Genomic DNA, 14,667 nt, shown 5'->3' on the forward strand with positions numbered 1-14,667 from the left:
ACCTGCGCATAAAACTAAGGATTTTTCCTTAATTCTAAACGTTGGCTGTACTTCGTAAATGCTTCAAAAAAGATGGAATTCCATCGATTCCCTGCGTTCCCAGTGTTTTTATAAAAGCAGATCCTATAATGGCACCTTTGGCATATTGGGTAGCCTGTTCATAGGTTTCCCGGTTACTAATGCCGAAACCAACCAGTTGTGGTGTAGTAAGGTTCATAGAAGCAATACGTTTAAAATAATCAAACTGTTCCGGCCCAAAACTTTTTTTAGCACCGGTAACACTGGCACTACTCACCATATAAATGAATCCTTCGGACACAGAATCAATGTACTTAATTCTTTCATCTGAGGTTTGCGGAGTAATTAAAAACATATTATAGAGATCATGTTTTTTAAATAGTGACTGGTACTTTTCATGAAAAACGTTTACGGGAAGGTCTGGTATGATCAACCCATCAATACCTGTTTCGGCGCATTTTTCGCAAAATTCCTCTACCCCATATTGCAATATGGGATTGAAGTAGGCCATAATTACAAGAGGCACATGAATGGTTTTTCGAACATCTTTTAACTGATGGAAAAGGGTTTGTGTGGTCATTCCATTTTTAAGGGCTGTGGCAGAGCTTTCCTGTATGGTAGGCCCGTCAGCTAAAGGGTCACTAAACGGAAGTCCTATTTCAATAAGATCGGCGCCGTTTTCCTGTAGTTTTTCTAAAACAGGGAGCGTATCATTTAGTTGAGGGTATCCTGCTGTAAAATAGATGGAGATCAATTTTTTGTTCTCTGCCATTTTTTGTTGTATGCGATTCATAGGCCTTTAAAGTTTAAAGTGATCTATATAGGTGTCAAGGTCTTTATCACCTCTCCCTGAAAGATTAATGATTACGGTTTCTGTTGGCTTAAAGTTCTGTTTTTCTAATACGGCAAAAGCATGCGAGGTTTCAATAGCCGGAATAATCCCTTCCAGTTTTGAAAGCTCAAGCCCGGCTGTCATGGCTTCCTCATCTGTAATAGAGATAAATTGGGCTCTTTTGGTTCTAAAAAGGTGGGCATGCATAGGGCCTACTCCCGGATAATCTAACCCTGCCGATATGGAATACGGCTCGGTGATTTGCCCGTCATGAGTTTGCATAAGCAGGGTGCGGCTTCCGTGAATAATACCTTCGGTGCCAAGTGCCGAAGTGGCTGCACTCTTTCCTGTATCAATGCCTTTTCCTGCGGCTTCTACTGCAATGATGTTTACTGAGGGATTATCAAGAAAATGATAATATGTGCCGGCGGCATTGCTTCCTCCTCCTACACAAGCTATAAGATGGTCAGGGTATTCTGAGCCTTCTTTTTCCAGAAGTTGCGATATAATCTCTTCTGATATAATACTTTGAAAACGGGCTACCATATCGGGATAAGGATGAGGCCCTACTACAGAGCCTATAATGTAGTGAGTATTTACCGGGTTATTGATCCAGTCGCGTATAGCTTCGTTTGTAGCATCTTTAAGGGTTTTGCTCCCTGAGTTTGCAGGACGTACTTCGGCTCCCAACATTTTCATACGGGCCACATTAGGAGCCTGTCTTTTAATATCTATGGCTCCCATATATACCACGCATTCTATGCCCATAAGTGCACATACTGTAGCTGTGGCCACACCGTGTTGCCCAGCCCCGGTCTCAGCTATGATACGGCTTTTACCAAGCCTTTTGGCAAGAAGTATTTGTCCTATGGTATTGTTAATTTTATGTGCCCCGGTATGGCAGAGATCTTCTCTTTTTAAATAAATGCGGGTACTGTATTTTTGGGAAAGCCGGGCCGCAAAGTACAAAGGTGTAGGTCTTCCTACATAGTCTTTTAACAACTGTCTGAATTCTTTTTGAAAAGAAGGGTCTTCCCATATTTTCAGATAGGAGTTTTGCAGTTCTTCTATATTGGGATAAAGCATTTCGGGAATATAAGCTCCTCCAAATGTACCGTAATATCCTTTTTCGTTTACATGATATGATCTCATAACGGTTCGTTTAATGCGTTTGCTCCAGCTGTCGTACAGCCTGAATAAATAGTTTTAATTTTTCAATGTCTTTTAATCCCGGAGATTTTTCAAAACCGCTGTTTACATCTAGGGCATGGCAGTATTTTGACGCAGGGTTGCTGAAAAAAGTTTTGAGTTCTTCTATATGCTCGGGGCCTATACCTCCACTTAGAAAATAGGGCTTGGTTAATGTGTATTTTTGTAATAATGACCAGTTAAAGGTATGTCCGTTTCCACCCGGAAGCAGGCCTTTGGCATCAAAAAGAAAAAAATCGCATACCTCTTCATATTCTGACAACACGGAAAAATTAAAAGTATTTCCTACGGCAAATACTTTTATAAGTAATGGGATAACTGATGTTTTTTGGAAAACATCTTTTAGTTGCCTACAGAATAAAGGCGTTTCATCACCGTGTAATTGTATGGCGCCAAGGTTGTAATTATTTACTTTTTTCTCAATTTGCGGGATGGATGCATTAACAAAAACACCTGTTATTACAGTATCAGGAGATACTTCAGAAGGGGGGTTGTCCATCGCTCTGGCTGAAGACTTCCAAAATATATGACCCATATAATCGGGGGATAAAGCAGCTAGTTCTTTTATGTTGTGCGAATATTTCATACCGCATACTTTTATCTTCATGCTCTCGTAATTTGCTGTATAAATGTATGCGCTTCTTTACCAGGGTCTTCGGTTTTCATAAAGTTTTCACCTATTAAAAACCCTGAAAAGCCATAGCTTTTCAGTTGTTGAATGGCCTCTGCCGAATGAATGCCGCTTTCGGAAACCTTTATAAAAGTATCCGGGATAAGAGCAGCCAGATTACGGCTGGTTTCCAGGCTCACTTTGAAGGTCTTAAGATCTCTATTGTTTATACCCAGTATGGGTACGTTAAGGGATAAAGCTTTATCCAGTTCCTTACGGTTATGCACTTCCAGAAGAACCTCCAGACCGAGGGCAAAGGCACATTCTGAGAGTGCTTTTAACTGTTGTGAGTTTAAAACGGCTGCTATGAGCAGTACGGCATCTGCACCATAGGCCTTAGCTTCAATAAGCTGATATTCATCTATAATGAATTCCTTTCGTAATAGAGGAAGCTTACAGGAGGCTCTGGCAAGAAGCAGATCTTCCAGCGAGCCCCCAAAGTATTTACCATCGGTAAGTACAGACATACCGCTAACCCCTGCTTTTTCATAACCTGAAGCTACCTCATAAACATTGAGTTGTTGATTTATGACTGATTTTGAGGGGGATCTCCTTTTGTGTTCTGCAATAATACCTCCCGGAGTCGTTTTTATACGTTGTGATAGGGAATGAACAGGCCTTTCAAAAAGAGCGGAAGTTTCCAGTTGCGATACCGGTACTACTTGTTTTTTAAGAGCTACCTCTTTTTTCTTATCGTGTATTATTTTCTCAAGTATTGTCATCATATATAATTAGGCGCTGATCTTCTGCAAGGTTTGTAATGCTTCTAAAGCTTTTCCTGAGAGTAATATTTCTTTAGCTATTTCAAAGCTCTCTTTAAATGAGGTGTTTTTTACAGTGGCAATAGCCATACCGGCATTGGCGCTTACCACGTTATTTTGAGCGGAGGTACCTTCTCCACGGAGTACTTTTATAAAAATATCTGCCGAATGTTTAATATCGTTCCCACCGCTAATTTCGTGAGGTTTTACAGAAGTCACTCCAAAGTCTTCGGGCCTTATGATGGTCTCACTTTGATTGGTGATCGTTTTTGTATTACCGGTAAGAGAGATTTCATCGTACCCGTCCAGTGCATGTAAAACGGTAAAATTTTTATCTGTATTTTGATACAGATATCCGTACATACGGGCCAGTTCAAGGTTGAACACGCCTACTAACTGATTTTTAGGGAAAGCGGGATTTACCATAGGGCCTAACATATTGAAAAATGTTTTTACTTTGAGTTCTTTACGTATAGGGGCCACATTTTTCATAGCCGGATGGAAGAGAGGAGCATGCAGGATACAGATGCCTGCTTTTTCGAGGCATTTTTCGAGAAAGCCAGGGTCATTTGAGAACCGGACTCCCAGATATTCCAGTACATTACTGGAACCACATTTGGAAGAAACCCCATAATTACCATGTTTGGTAACTGGGATACCCGCACCTGCGGTTACAAAAGATGATAGGGTAGAGATATTAAAAGTATCCTTGCCATCTCCGCCGGTACCACAAAGGTCTATAGTTTCATGATCAGTAAAAGGAACAGAAACACAAAGTTCTAAAAGAGCATCTCTAAAACCTTCCAGTTCTTCCACAGTAATACTACGCATCATATATACTGTTAGAAAAGAAGCAATTTGATGACTGTTATACATGCCATGAGAGATATCTACCAGTACATTTCTGGCTTCTTCTTTTGATATGGTTTCATGATTAATAAGCCGGTTGAGTAGTTCTTTCATTGTTTTCAGGAGTTTAGCCAGTTTTTAAGTATTTGTTTTCCATTGGGAGTAAGTACAGATTCCGGATGATATTGTACCGAAGTCACGTCATAGACTTTATGTCTTAGCGACATAATATGTCCGTTGTTATCAAAAGAAGTAGCTTCCAGTGAATCGGGTAGGTTAGGATCGACAGTCCAGGAATGGTAACGCCCGGCTTCTATAATTGGATCGAGGCCTTTAAAAAGAGGATCTTTTTTAGCAGTAATTTTAACCTGAGTCGCCACACCGTGATACACCTTATCGAGATTGATGAGTTTTCCGCCAAACACTTCAGCAATAGCCTGTTGACCCAAACAAACACCAAATATACTTTTGGTAGGGGCATACCGTTCGATAATAGATTTAAGAAGGCCGGCTTCATCAGGAATACCGGGGCCGGGAGAAAGTACAATTTTATCAAAATGTTCTATTTCTTCCAGATCCAGCTGGTCATTACGCTTAACGATCACTTCACAGCCCAGATCTTCCAGGTAATGTACCAGATTGTAAGTAAAACTGTCGTAGTTATCTATAACGAGTACTTTTTTCATAATTAGATTTCTTCTGCGAGTTCGAGTGCTTTATTAAGGGCCCCTAATTTGTTATACACTTCCTGCAATTCATTCTCAGGATTAGATTCTGCTACTAGTCCTGCCCCGGCCTGATAGTGGAGTTGATGATCTTTACTCAAAAAAGTGCGTATCATGATGGCATGGTTGAACTCACCGTTAAACCCCATAAACCCGATAGCACCTCCATAAAAATCACGGCTGCAGGTCTCATACTTCTCTATAAGTTGCATGGCTCTGTGTTTGGGAGCGCCACTCAGGGTTCCTGCCGGAAAGGTATCGGCTACTACCTGCATGGGATTTTTGTCTTTTTGTATCTTACAGGTAACTTTTGACACCAGGTGAATAACATGAGAGAAAAACTGGATTTCTTTATAGGTATCTACCTGAACATCTTCTCCGTTCCTGCTCAGGTCATTTCGGGCAAGATCTACGAGCATAACATGTTCTGCATTTTCTTTAGGATCGGCTGATAGTTTTCGAGCCAGTTCAGCATCCTGCAGATCGTTACCGGTGCGTTTAAAAGTACCTGCAATAGGGTGTATCTCAGCCAATCCGTTTTGAATAATTAACTGTGCTTCCGGAGAGCTTCCAAAGATCTTGAAGTCACCGTAATCAAAATAAAAAAGGTAAGGAGACGGATTTATGGAACGAAGCGCTCTGTAAACATTAAACTCATCACCTTTAAAACATTGTGAAAAACGCCTTGAAAGTACCAGTTGAAAGACATCTCCTCTGTGGCAATGAGCACGGGCAAACTCTACATGTTTTAGGTATTCATTATCACTTAAATTTGAAACGGGAGCATCTTTTCTCTGAAAACCATAGGTAGCAAAATTCTTAATGTTCAATAACTGTTCAAGCTCTTCCAGATTGTTTTCTTTCTGATAACAATGGGCAAAGAGGTATGCCTGATTTTTGCTGTGATCAATGGCAATAATGTTTTGATAAACGGCATAGTACACATCGGGAATATGAAGATGTTCTCCTTTTTTTGAAAGTTGAATCTGTTCAAAATAGCGAACTGCATCATAGGACATATATCCGAAAAGGCCGTTCGTAATGAAATTAAGGCTGTGATCGTCGGTCGTAAATTTTTTAGAAAAACCAGAAATCACATCGGGCAGGAAGGTATCACGGGTAATTTTTGTATGGGTTTTATTACCGTTGGGAAACTGCTGTACTATTTCTTCATTCTTTACTTCAATATATGCAATGGGGTTGCAACATACATAAGAAAAACTGTTGTCATTGGCGTGATAGTCGCTACTCTCCAATAAAAGGGAGTTGTGAAAACGATCTCGTATCTTCAAATAAATACTTACTGGTGTTATGGTATCGGCCAGTATTTTTTTAAAGTGTGTTGTTAAATGGAACGTTTCTTTCATAACAGTAAAGATGGTTTTTGAGCACAAAAAAAGGCTTGTCGTGATTGACAAGCCTTCTCTATATACGGATAAAGCAATGTTACCTCACGATTATTTGAGTTCGTAAGGGCCACCACCAGATATTTTTAATGTTTGTTTTCATTTTCAGGATCAAATATAAAGATGAAAATGGTTTTTTCAAATACTTTGGAAAAATAATGCACAAAAAAAATCCTTCATAATTTAATTATGAAGGATTTTATATAGGATTTTAGATTTTTAGAACTGAAGATCCACTACCAGGTCAAACTCGTCGTAGATGGTTTTATCACCCAGATTATCGAAAAAACTACCAGAACCATAACGAACATCATATTTAGAACGGTCTATTTTTAGACTGGCGGTAGCCTTACTGCCATAAATAGACAGATCAAAAGTGATGGGATTTGTTTTGTCTTTAATGGTCAACTCTCCTTTTACTTCGTATCGGTTTTTACCGGTAGCCTTAGTATTAGTGATTACCAGTTTTGAAGTAGGGTGCTTTTGTACGCCAAAAAAGTCGTCTGATTTTAAGTGACCATTAAGTTTTGTTTGATATTCACCAGACAGGTCTGTACTGGTTAAGGAGGTCATATCAACAGTAAACATACCTCCGGTGAGATTGTCGCCATCAAATTCAAGATATCCGTCCTTAAGAGCTACAGTGCCTTCGTGAGAACCGGTTACTTTATATCCTTTCCAGACTACTTTGCTTTCGGCAGTTTTAATTTCCTTTTTTTCTTTATCCTTATTCGTGAATGCTGAAACACTAAAAGCTACAGCAAGGATTAAAGCAGTGTTTAAAAACTTGTTTTTCATTTTCTTCTTTTTTAAAATTAATATTTATAGGGTTGTAAATAAATCTTCTTCAGAGCGACGTACTTTGGCATTGAATTGTGTTTGGTCTTCATCAGAACGATAACCAACAGTAACCATAACACAGGCATGCAAACCTTTAGTGTTAAGATCCAGGAGCTCATTAAACTTTTCCGGTTCAAAACCTTCCATAGGGCAGGTATCAATATGAAGATGAGCCGCTGCAGACAACAAATTGCCAACAGCTATATATGCCTGTCTGGCAGTCCAGTTTTGCTGCTCCTGTGAGGATAAAGATAAGATCTTGGTTTTCATAAAATCGGCATATCCTTTTAGGTTTTCAAGAGGAATATTACGGGTCTTACTTGTGTTTTCAACAAAACTATCAATAAAACCTTCTTCTATTTGTTTTTTGTTACAAAAAATAAAAACATGAGAAGCATCGGTAACTTGCGATTGTCCCCATGAAACCGGGCGTAATTTCTCTTTAAGATCCATGTTATCTATGATATACACTTCGTAAGGCTGCAGGCCATAAGAAGATGCTGAGAGTTGAATAGATTTTTTAAGTATTTCTATATCGCTCTGGGAAACCTTTTTGGTAGGATCAAACTTTTTTGTGGCATACCGCCAGATAAGTGTTTCAATATAAGAATTCATAGTGTTACAAGAAATTTGTCTAATAAATTATTCAGGTTTTCGAGTTCCTGAGGGTTGAGTTGCGCCGTGAGTTCTTTTTCACAGGCGTGTATTGCTTTATCCATTTCTTTTAGAGCATCCAGTCCTTTATCGGTAATCAGAATTTCCACTTTACGCCGGTTACTTTCACATACAGCCCTCTTTACATAGCCCTTAAGTATAAGCTTATCTACCAGGCGGGTGGTATTACTCATTTTATGGATCATACGTTCCTGAATAGTGTAGAGATTGGCGGGCTTTCCTTTTTGCCCCCTCAGAATACGCAGTACATTAAACTGCTGAAGTGAAGTGTCAAAAACTTTCAGTTCTTCCGTAAGCTTTTCCATAATATGATTACTCACCAGAATAAGATGAATAATGGCTTTTCGATGTTTGGGCAGTAATTGTTCTGTTTTTAAAATATGCTCCAGACTCATGTCTATACAAAATTTGTATATACAAATATATATAATATACTTAAAAACCTGAGCAAAGCGGTTTATAATTTTTTGTTAAATGTAAGACAGTCCGTTATCATATCCTTAATTTTATCTTTTAAAGCAAGTAGTATGAAAAGTGTAGTATTGATTGTTTTTTTAGTAATTTTATACGGATGTAAATCTGAAGAAAGAAAGGAAGTAGGTTATAATGCCTTTTCGGTAATTCCGGAGGATGCGCCCAAACAGATTATTCGTGGAGAAAACCGTTCTTTAAAAGTATATGATTTTGAAGGCTTTGAACACATGCTTTCGAAGCAGGACGATAAGATTTACATCATAAATTTCTGGGCTACCTGGTGTAAGCCCTGTGTAGCCGAGTTACCTTTTTTTGAAGAGATCACTGAAAAGTATTCGGCCGGTAATGTGGAAGTAGTTTTGGTAAGTCTGGATATGCCCAGGATGTTTGAAACGCATTTGCTGCCATTTGTAGAAAAGAGGGATCTAAAATCTAACGTTATTGTATTGGATGATCCCAGGCAAAATGATTGGATACCTAAAGTGAGTGAGGAATGGTCTGGTGCCATCCCTGCGACCCTGGTCTATAGAAACTCTAAAAAGGAGTTCTATGAAAGATCTCTAGAATATGAAGAACTTGAAACTATTATTGAGAAGTTTAAAAACCACTAAAATGAGATACATTACAAAACTGACACTGCTTTTTACCGCATTGCTAACGGTTTCTTTCACACCTGTTGATTCGGAAGGTGACGGGTATAAAATAGGTGACTATGCTACTGATTTTAAATTAAAAAATATAAATGGAAAAATGGTTTCCCTGGCAGATTATAAAAATGCTAAAGGCTTCCTGGTAATTTTCACATGTAACAGTTGTCCTTTTTCAGTGGCATATGAAGACCGTATTATAGCGCTTAATGATAAATATGCACCTAAGGGTATTCCGGTTATTGCCATAAACCCTAATAATCCGGAAGCTCAGCCTAAGGACAGCTACAATTTGATGAAAGTGAGAGCCCAAGAAAAAGGATTTACATTTCCTTACTTACTTGATGAAGGACAAAAAATATACCCTCAGTATGGAGCTACTAGAACACCACATGTTTTTTTACTGGAAAAGACACCTCAGGGTAACAAAGTTAAGTATATAGGTGCTATTGATGACAACTATCAGGATGCGAACTCTGTTGAGCAGAAATACGTTGAGATGGCTGCCGATGCCTTATTGGCGGGTAAAGAAGTGAAGATCCAAAATACTCGTGCTATTGGATGCACCATTAAAGTATGAAAGAATTAAATAAAGTCTGGTAACAACAAATTAAATTCATTATTTATGGCTGATCTTTCTCAGGAAGAATGGGCGCAAAAGGTACTTGAAAACGACAACCTGGTGGTTCTTGACGTAAGAACTCCGGAAGAGTTTGAAGACGGATATATTCCCGGAGCTCTTAATATTAATATCTATGAAGGTCAAGGCTTTGTAGATGAGATCGAGAAACTCGATAAAGACAAAAACTACTATGTATATTGCAGATCTGGTCAAAGAAGCGGGCAGGCATGTGCTATAATGAACCAACTGGGGTTTGAAAATGCTTTTAATCTTTCCGGAGGTATGCTGGAATGGGAAGGTGAAGTTATCAGTTGATATCTTAAAGGTCCATAATAAACAAGATCCCGCAATAGCGGGATTTTTTTTGAAAACTATTGATAACGATGTAAAAACTTACTATTTTTATAGCATATAACTTTCTTTTGCAAATTGAAAAACCCATTACTTTTCTTGATGAAAGAAGATTTTTTACATTATATCTGGAAGTATCGAAAATACAATCATGTAAATCTTACTACTACCCGTGGGGAACGTATTGAAGTCATGGCCACCGGTTCTCAAAATACGGATGCCGGCCCTGATTTTTTCAATGCACGTCTCTCTATAGACGAACAGCTCTGGGCAGGTACGGTAGAAATACATTTAAGATCTTCTCACTGGTATCTTCATAACCATGAAACAGATGCAAAATATGAAAATGTGATACTCCATGTAGTCTGGGAAGATGATGTGGATATTTACAGGCGTGATAACACTCCCATACCTACATTGGTATTAAAAAATATTACAGACCGCTCGTCCTTTCGTAATTATCAGCGCCTCATCAATGGAAACAAGAGTTTTATTAACTGTGAAAAGCAGCTTGAGGATGTGCCCTATGGAATCGTAAAAAACTGGATGGATACACTTTTTATTAAACGTTTTGAAGCAAAATCTGCAGTGATCATGGAGGAGTTGAAACGATCTGGTAATGATTGGGAAGCCACTCTGTTCCGGTTACTTATGAAAAATTTTGGGCTCAAAGTAAATGCCGATGCGTTTTACAATGCGGCCTCTTTACTGGATTTCTCTGTGGTACGAAAAACACGTCATGATATCTTAGATCTGGAGGCCTTGCTTTTTGGTACCTGTGGGTTATTATCGGTAAGTGATGTAAATGATGAATACCTAATGGCTCAAAAGGGCAGATACGCATATTTGAGAAGAAAATACCAATTAGAAGAGTATCAGGGGATACGCCCTGTTTTTTTCAGGTTGCGCCCTCTTAACTTTCCCACAATACGAATATCGCAATTAGCAAACCTTTATGCTACGTACCCCAACCTTTTTTCTTTACTATTGAAAGCGCAAAGTAAAAAAGAACTTTACGGGATATTTGATATAGGGGTTTGTGATTACTGGAAAACCCATTATACTTTTGGGAAAAGATCGGGTACTACTCTAAAAAAAATGTCTTCTAACTTTATAGATCTGCTAATTATCAATACCATAGCACCTCTTAAATTTTGTTACGCACGTTTTAACGGAAGAAATGATGATCACTTAATGCGAAAGCTTCTTTTTTCGATCAAGCCTGAAAAAAACAGGATTGTAGATCATTATGAAGCACTTTCGGTACCTTCGGGGTCTGCAGCCGAGAGCCAGTCATTATTACAATTGTATCATCATTATTGTACAGTTAACAAATGTCTGGATTGTGCTGTGGGCAACCATCTCATTAAAGGGAAACTCAATTCACAATAAATTTTTTAGCCGTTATGGTTTCATTATCTTTTATAACACGAAAAATATAAATACCAGGCAATAGTTCTACATTTACCGCATCCTGAATAAAGTTGATCTCTCCTTCTTTCAGTATCCTCCCACTCAGGTCAACTATCTGAAAACGTTGTTCGTTACCTGCGCTAATGATATTCAAGTTACTTCCGGCAGAAATGGGGTTTGGAAAAAGTATAAGCGTATTTGATCCCGGGATACGTATTTCTACAGCTTCCGTAACAATTGTGGTGCCATTTGAGAGGGTGATTACGGCACGATAAGAAAAAAGACCCTTATCATTTAGGGTGTCATCTGCGTTGAGAAGAAGCGTGTCAAACGGAGGGAGGAATGTGTCGAGAACCGTTATTTCATCGCCCTGTACTTTCTCGAAAACCACTTGCGAAACATTTAAACGGGTACTGAGATTTAAAGTACTTCTTACAAAACTGTCGTCTGCAATAAATGCGAAAAAATTAACGTAATAGCAGTTTATACTAAAAAGTTCACGATTGATGGTCCTGCCCTGTAAACCGCTAGTGTTTGTGAATACGGGTGCTATACTAAAGTGAGGGTTTGTGTAAGTTGCTTTGTTATATGTAAATACAGTATCGGTAACGGTTTCAATGGTTTCCATATAGCGGTTGCCGAGATTTTTAATGGTATATGCAGTGGCCCCTTCTATGGCGTTCCATGCAAAAGCGGTTTCTTCCTCACAATCGAATAAGACCTCAGGTACTATTTCAGAAGAAATACCAAAAACATCAGAAAGGTATGAATTGCCATCAATTTGCATACGCAACTGCGCAAAGCCGGCTATCCCATCGAGAGAAATGCGTTGTAATTCGTTGTTGAGCGGAATATTATTTTCTATCTCCTGCCATCCGGAATTATTAATATTGATTTCCAGTGTTCCGGTTGTCCCTTGAAATGTGTTGTTCCATCGTACTTTATTCTCGGCCTGATTATTCATGGCATCTGTAGAAGTAGGAAAGGTCCATTCAAATCGGTTTTCTTCTTCCATGAAATAAGCTATGGAAAAGGGTTGCGATCCCGTACTCACTGTACTTCCGGTAAGTTCAATGGTAAATATACCTGGTACGGGATTAGCGATAGTAATTAGTTCGTTGTTGTTCAAATGGTCTTTTTTTCGAGTGGCCACTTGTGTAATAGAATCAACACTGGGATATGAATTTAATACCCAGGGTAGCCAGATAGTAGAGGCAGCATCTGTTATCTGCATATCAAGATCATTTACAAGGGCAGTTACATCTCCGGGGCGGGCAGCCGGATCATTCCAGGATAAGGCTACTCTGAGACGAGAAGTATTATTGGGTATGGTAATAGAGAAGCGCAATGTTTCTCCCTGGGAGACCGTATTTTCTATATAGGTTTCCTGTTCTATTACCTGTACACTCTGTAATGCATTCAAACTTCCGTAGCCAGAGGTGAAATCAACTGCAGGCGGGCCCACATCGTCTGCGCCTGCTATAAGTACCGCTTTTATAAGTGAAGAACTGGGAAGTTGCCCTTTCTGCTCGCGATACTGTTGCTGTAGTAAGACAACTGAACCGGAAACCAATGCAGATGCATCTGATGTGCCTCCGGGTGCAAAAGATACGAGTTCAGGTTTTACTCTGCCGTCGTATGCAGGACCTTTAGAACTTCTGGCATCGATTTCTCCCGATGTGTTCATAGCACCAACAGTGATCACATTTTTTCCCATTTTAAAGTTTCCCGTTAGGTTGGCAAACCCTTCGATACCTGCGTAAGGGCCGGTTTCTGGAATGGAAGTACCACTATTACCCGATGAAAAAATGTGTAGAAGAGAACCTACCGTGCGTATCTGAGTATCATACGCAGCAGCTTCATTACCGTATTGGCTTTCAACTGTAGTTCCATAAGAGTGGTTTTGTACACTTATGTCATTATCGGTAAAAGAAACATCAGGATCGGGCAACAAATTTATGAAGCTTGACGAAGTAAGGCGCACTGCATTGGCTACACCTCTGCCTTTGTAAGAACTGTTTCCGGCACCTCCTATTACCGTACTCATAGCAGATGCGTGAGAGTCTGTTTCTTCAGCCTGAAGGCCTGTAAAGAAAAATCGGTCTTTAAAATCTATATCAGTTGAATCAAAAGCCAGTTCTTTTACAGACACCGTCATGCCTCTTCCGTCTAAAGCCGGGAATCTGTTGTGTACTGTATTAATGGTGTTAACACTAATGTCGTTCTCATTTACCGGTGCTTCTGTGGAGGGTGTATGGGTAATATCTATAAACACAACCTGAGGATGATTTACAAAAGAATCAAGTTCTTTAACAGGGATCTCTAATTGGTAATAAGTTTGATAGGACGAAAGTATTTGGGCTTTTGAGGATAGCGCAGGTAATTCGGACTCGAAATCATCGGGGTCCATCACTGCAATAGAGATCCGCATATTTTCAGAAGAAAAACGTAGCTTTTCTTTCTTTTTCTTTAAACCCTTCGATATTTTCCAGAGATTATTCAAAGCATATATTTCTGATACCTTCGATACAAACACGGGCGGTTTTGAACTGTGTATAATATTAAAGTTGTCTTCAAGTTTCTTTATGAGTGTAAAGGCGTTTTGGCTACAAACTTCCTGAATATGTTGGGTTTGTATTAAATAAAATCCTTTACCCATTGTATCTTTATCTACCGCCTGAATGGATTCCTTCATGCTTTTTAGTACCTTTTTCTGTGCGTATAACGAACAGGGGAGAAGTATTATCAAAAGTATGTAAAGAAGATTTTTCATTTTTTTTTGTAGGTCAATCATTAATTATGCAAGTTATCGAAAAATCAAAGAATATCTAGTATTTACATTAAAAACCTCAGAGAAAATCTCAGAGCCTACAGCTACTGCTGGCCTATTGGTTTTATAAGCTTCAGCCTGCTTTTTTAATTCGCGAAAAATCATCATTTTTGTAGCATGGGCACAATGAACCGTATTAGATACTTTTTTGAAAAACACGGCTTTGCTGTTTCTTCGAGACTGGCGGAGCGGCTTGGGATGAAAGCAAAAAATGTACGATTGTTTTTTATTTATGTTTCTTTTGCCACTTTTGGAGCCTGGTTTGGGGTATATTTAACCCTCGCATTCTGGCTTAAGTTAAAAGATTTAGTCTATACCAAAAGGACTTCTGTATTCGATCTCTGA

General features: G+C 39.0%; 16 protein-coding genes. 5 read left to right on the plus strand and 11 right to left on the minus strand.

Annotated elements, in window-relative coordinates; all coding sequences use genetic code 11:
- Window positions 1-34: 34 nt before the first annotated feature.
- From trpA to WAO84_RS09230, 10 genes are all read right to left on the minus strand, one after another.
- Window positions 35-811, minus strand: a complete 777-nt coding sequence (trpA, locus tag WAO84_RS09185; RefSeq protein WP_340065284.1) for a tryptophan synthase subunit alpha — start codon at window positions 809-811, stop codon at window positions 35-37.
- Between the two features lie 6 nt (window positions 812-817).
- Entirely contained in the window at window positions 818-2,002 is a 1,185-nt protein-coding gene (gene trpB, locus WAO84_RS09190; protein WP_340065286.1) for a tryptophan synthase subunit beta, read from the minus strand.
- 10 nt (window positions 2,003-2,012) lie between these two features.
- Window positions 2,013-2,666 carry a phosphoribosylanthranilate isomerase gene (locus WAO84_RS09195; RefSeq protein ID WP_340065287.1) on the minus strand — a complete coding sequence of 218 codons (654 nt, stop codon included), beginning with the start codon at window positions 2,664-2,666 and terminating at the stop codon, window positions 2,013-2,015.
- Window positions 2,663-3,451: an indole-3-glycerol phosphate synthase TrpC gene (gene trpC, locus WAO84_RS09200; RefSeq protein WP_340065331.1), complete on the minus strand. Its 789-nt coding sequence runs from the start codon at window positions 3,449-3,451 to the stop codon at window positions 2,663-2,665. Before trpC ends, WAO84_RS09195 begins: the two co-directional genes overlap by 4 nt.
- A 9-nt stretch (window positions 3,452-3,460) precedes the next feature.
- Entirely contained in the window at window positions 3,461-4,453 is a 993-nt protein-coding gene (gene trpD / locus WAO84_RS09205) for an anthranilate phosphoribosyltransferase (protein ID WP_340065289.1), read from the minus strand.
- A gap of 5 nt (window positions 4,454-4,458) precedes the next feature.
- Window positions 4,459-5,025 carry an anthranilate synthase component II gene (locus tag WAO84_RS09210; RefSeq protein WP_340065291.1) on the minus strand — a complete coding sequence of 189 codons (567 nt, stop codon included), beginning with the start codon at window positions 5,023-5,025 and terminating at the stop codon, window positions 4,459-4,461.
- A 2-nt stretch (window positions 5,026-5,027) separates the two neighbouring features.
- Entirely contained in the window at window positions 5,028-6,431 is a 1,404-nt protein-coding gene (locus WAO84_RS09215) for an anthranilate synthase component I family protein (RefSeq protein WP_340065293.1), read from the minus strand.
- 258 nt (window positions 6,432-6,689) lie between these two features.
- Entirely contained in the window at window positions 6,690-7,268 is a 579-nt protein-coding gene (locus WAO84_RS09220; protein ID WP_340065294.1) for a YceI family protein, read from the minus strand.
- A 24-nt stretch (window positions 7,269-7,292) separates the two neighbouring features.
- Window positions 7,293-7,925, minus strand: a complete 633-nt coding sequence (locus tag WAO84_RS09225) for an NAD(P)H-dependent oxidoreductase (RefSeq protein ID WP_340065295.1) — start codon at window positions 7,923-7,925, stop codon at window positions 7,293-7,295.
- Window positions 7,922-8,380 carry a MarR family winged helix-turn-helix transcriptional regulator gene (locus WAO84_RS09230; protein ID WP_340065296.1) on the minus strand — a complete coding sequence of 153 codons (459 nt, stop codon included), beginning with the start codon at window positions 8,378-8,380 and terminating at the stop codon, window positions 7,922-7,924. The genes WAO84_RS09225 and WAO84_RS09230 overlap by 4 nt, the downstream gene beginning before the upstream one ends.
- Window positions 8,381-8,512: 132 nt before the next feature.
- Between WAO84_RS09230 and WAO84_RS09235 the strand changes: the two genes are divergently transcribed.
- The 4 genes from WAO84_RS09235 (at window position 8,513) to WAO84_RS09250 (ending at window position 11,471) form a co-directional block, all read left to right on the plus strand.
- Window positions 8,513-9,070: a TlpA family protein disulfide reductase gene (locus tag WAO84_RS09235; protein WP_340065297.1), complete on the plus strand. Its 558-nt coding sequence runs from the start codon at window positions 8,513-8,515 to the stop codon at window positions 9,068-9,070.
- A 1-nt stretch (window position 9,071) separates the two neighbouring features.
- A complete protein-coding gene (locus WAO84_RS09240) occupies window positions 9,072-9,686 on the plus strand; it encodes a thioredoxin family protein (RefSeq protein WP_340065299.1) in 615 nt (204 codons plus the stop codon).
- A 45-nt stretch (window positions 9,687-9,731) separates the two neighbouring features.
- On the plus strand, window positions 9,732-10,043 hold the full coding sequence (locus tag WAO84_RS09245; RefSeq protein WP_340065301.1) for a rhodanese-like domain-containing protein: 312 nt from the start codon (window positions 9,732-9,734) through the stop codon (window positions 10,041-10,043).
- A 138-nt stretch (window positions 10,044-10,181) separates the two neighbouring features.
- Window positions 10,182-11,471 (plus strand): DUF2851 family protein, encoded by a 1,290-nt coding sequence (locus WAO84_RS09250; RefSeq protein WP_340065303.1) that lies wholly within the window; start codon window positions 10,182-10,184, stop codon window positions 11,469-11,471.
- On the opposite strand, the gene WAO84_RS09255 is transcribed toward WAO84_RS09250, so the two are convergent.
- Window positions 11,458-14,187, minus strand: a complete 2,730-nt coding sequence (locus WAO84_RS09255) for a S8 family peptidase (RefSeq protein WP_340065304.1) — start codon at window positions 14,185-14,187, stop codon at window positions 11,458-11,460. The genes WAO84_RS09250 and WAO84_RS09255 overlap by 14 nt on opposite strands.
- A 252-nt stretch (window positions 14,188-14,439) precedes the next feature.
- Here WAO84_RS09255 and WAO84_RS09260 point away from each other — a divergent pair, with 252 nt between their 5' ends.
- Window positions 14,440-14,667 carry a PspC domain-containing protein gene (locus tag WAO84_RS09260; RefSeq protein ID WP_340065305.1) on the plus strand — a complete coding sequence of 76 codons (228 nt, stop codon included), beginning with the start codon at window positions 14,440-14,442 and terminating at the stop codon, window positions 14,665-14,667.

It is taken from the genome of Ascidiimonas aurantiaca, assembly GCF_037646345.1.
GTDB classification, from domain to species: Bacteria; Bacteroidota; Bacteroidia; order Flavobacteriales; family Flavobacteriaceae; genus Ascidiimonas; species Ascidiimonas aurantiaca.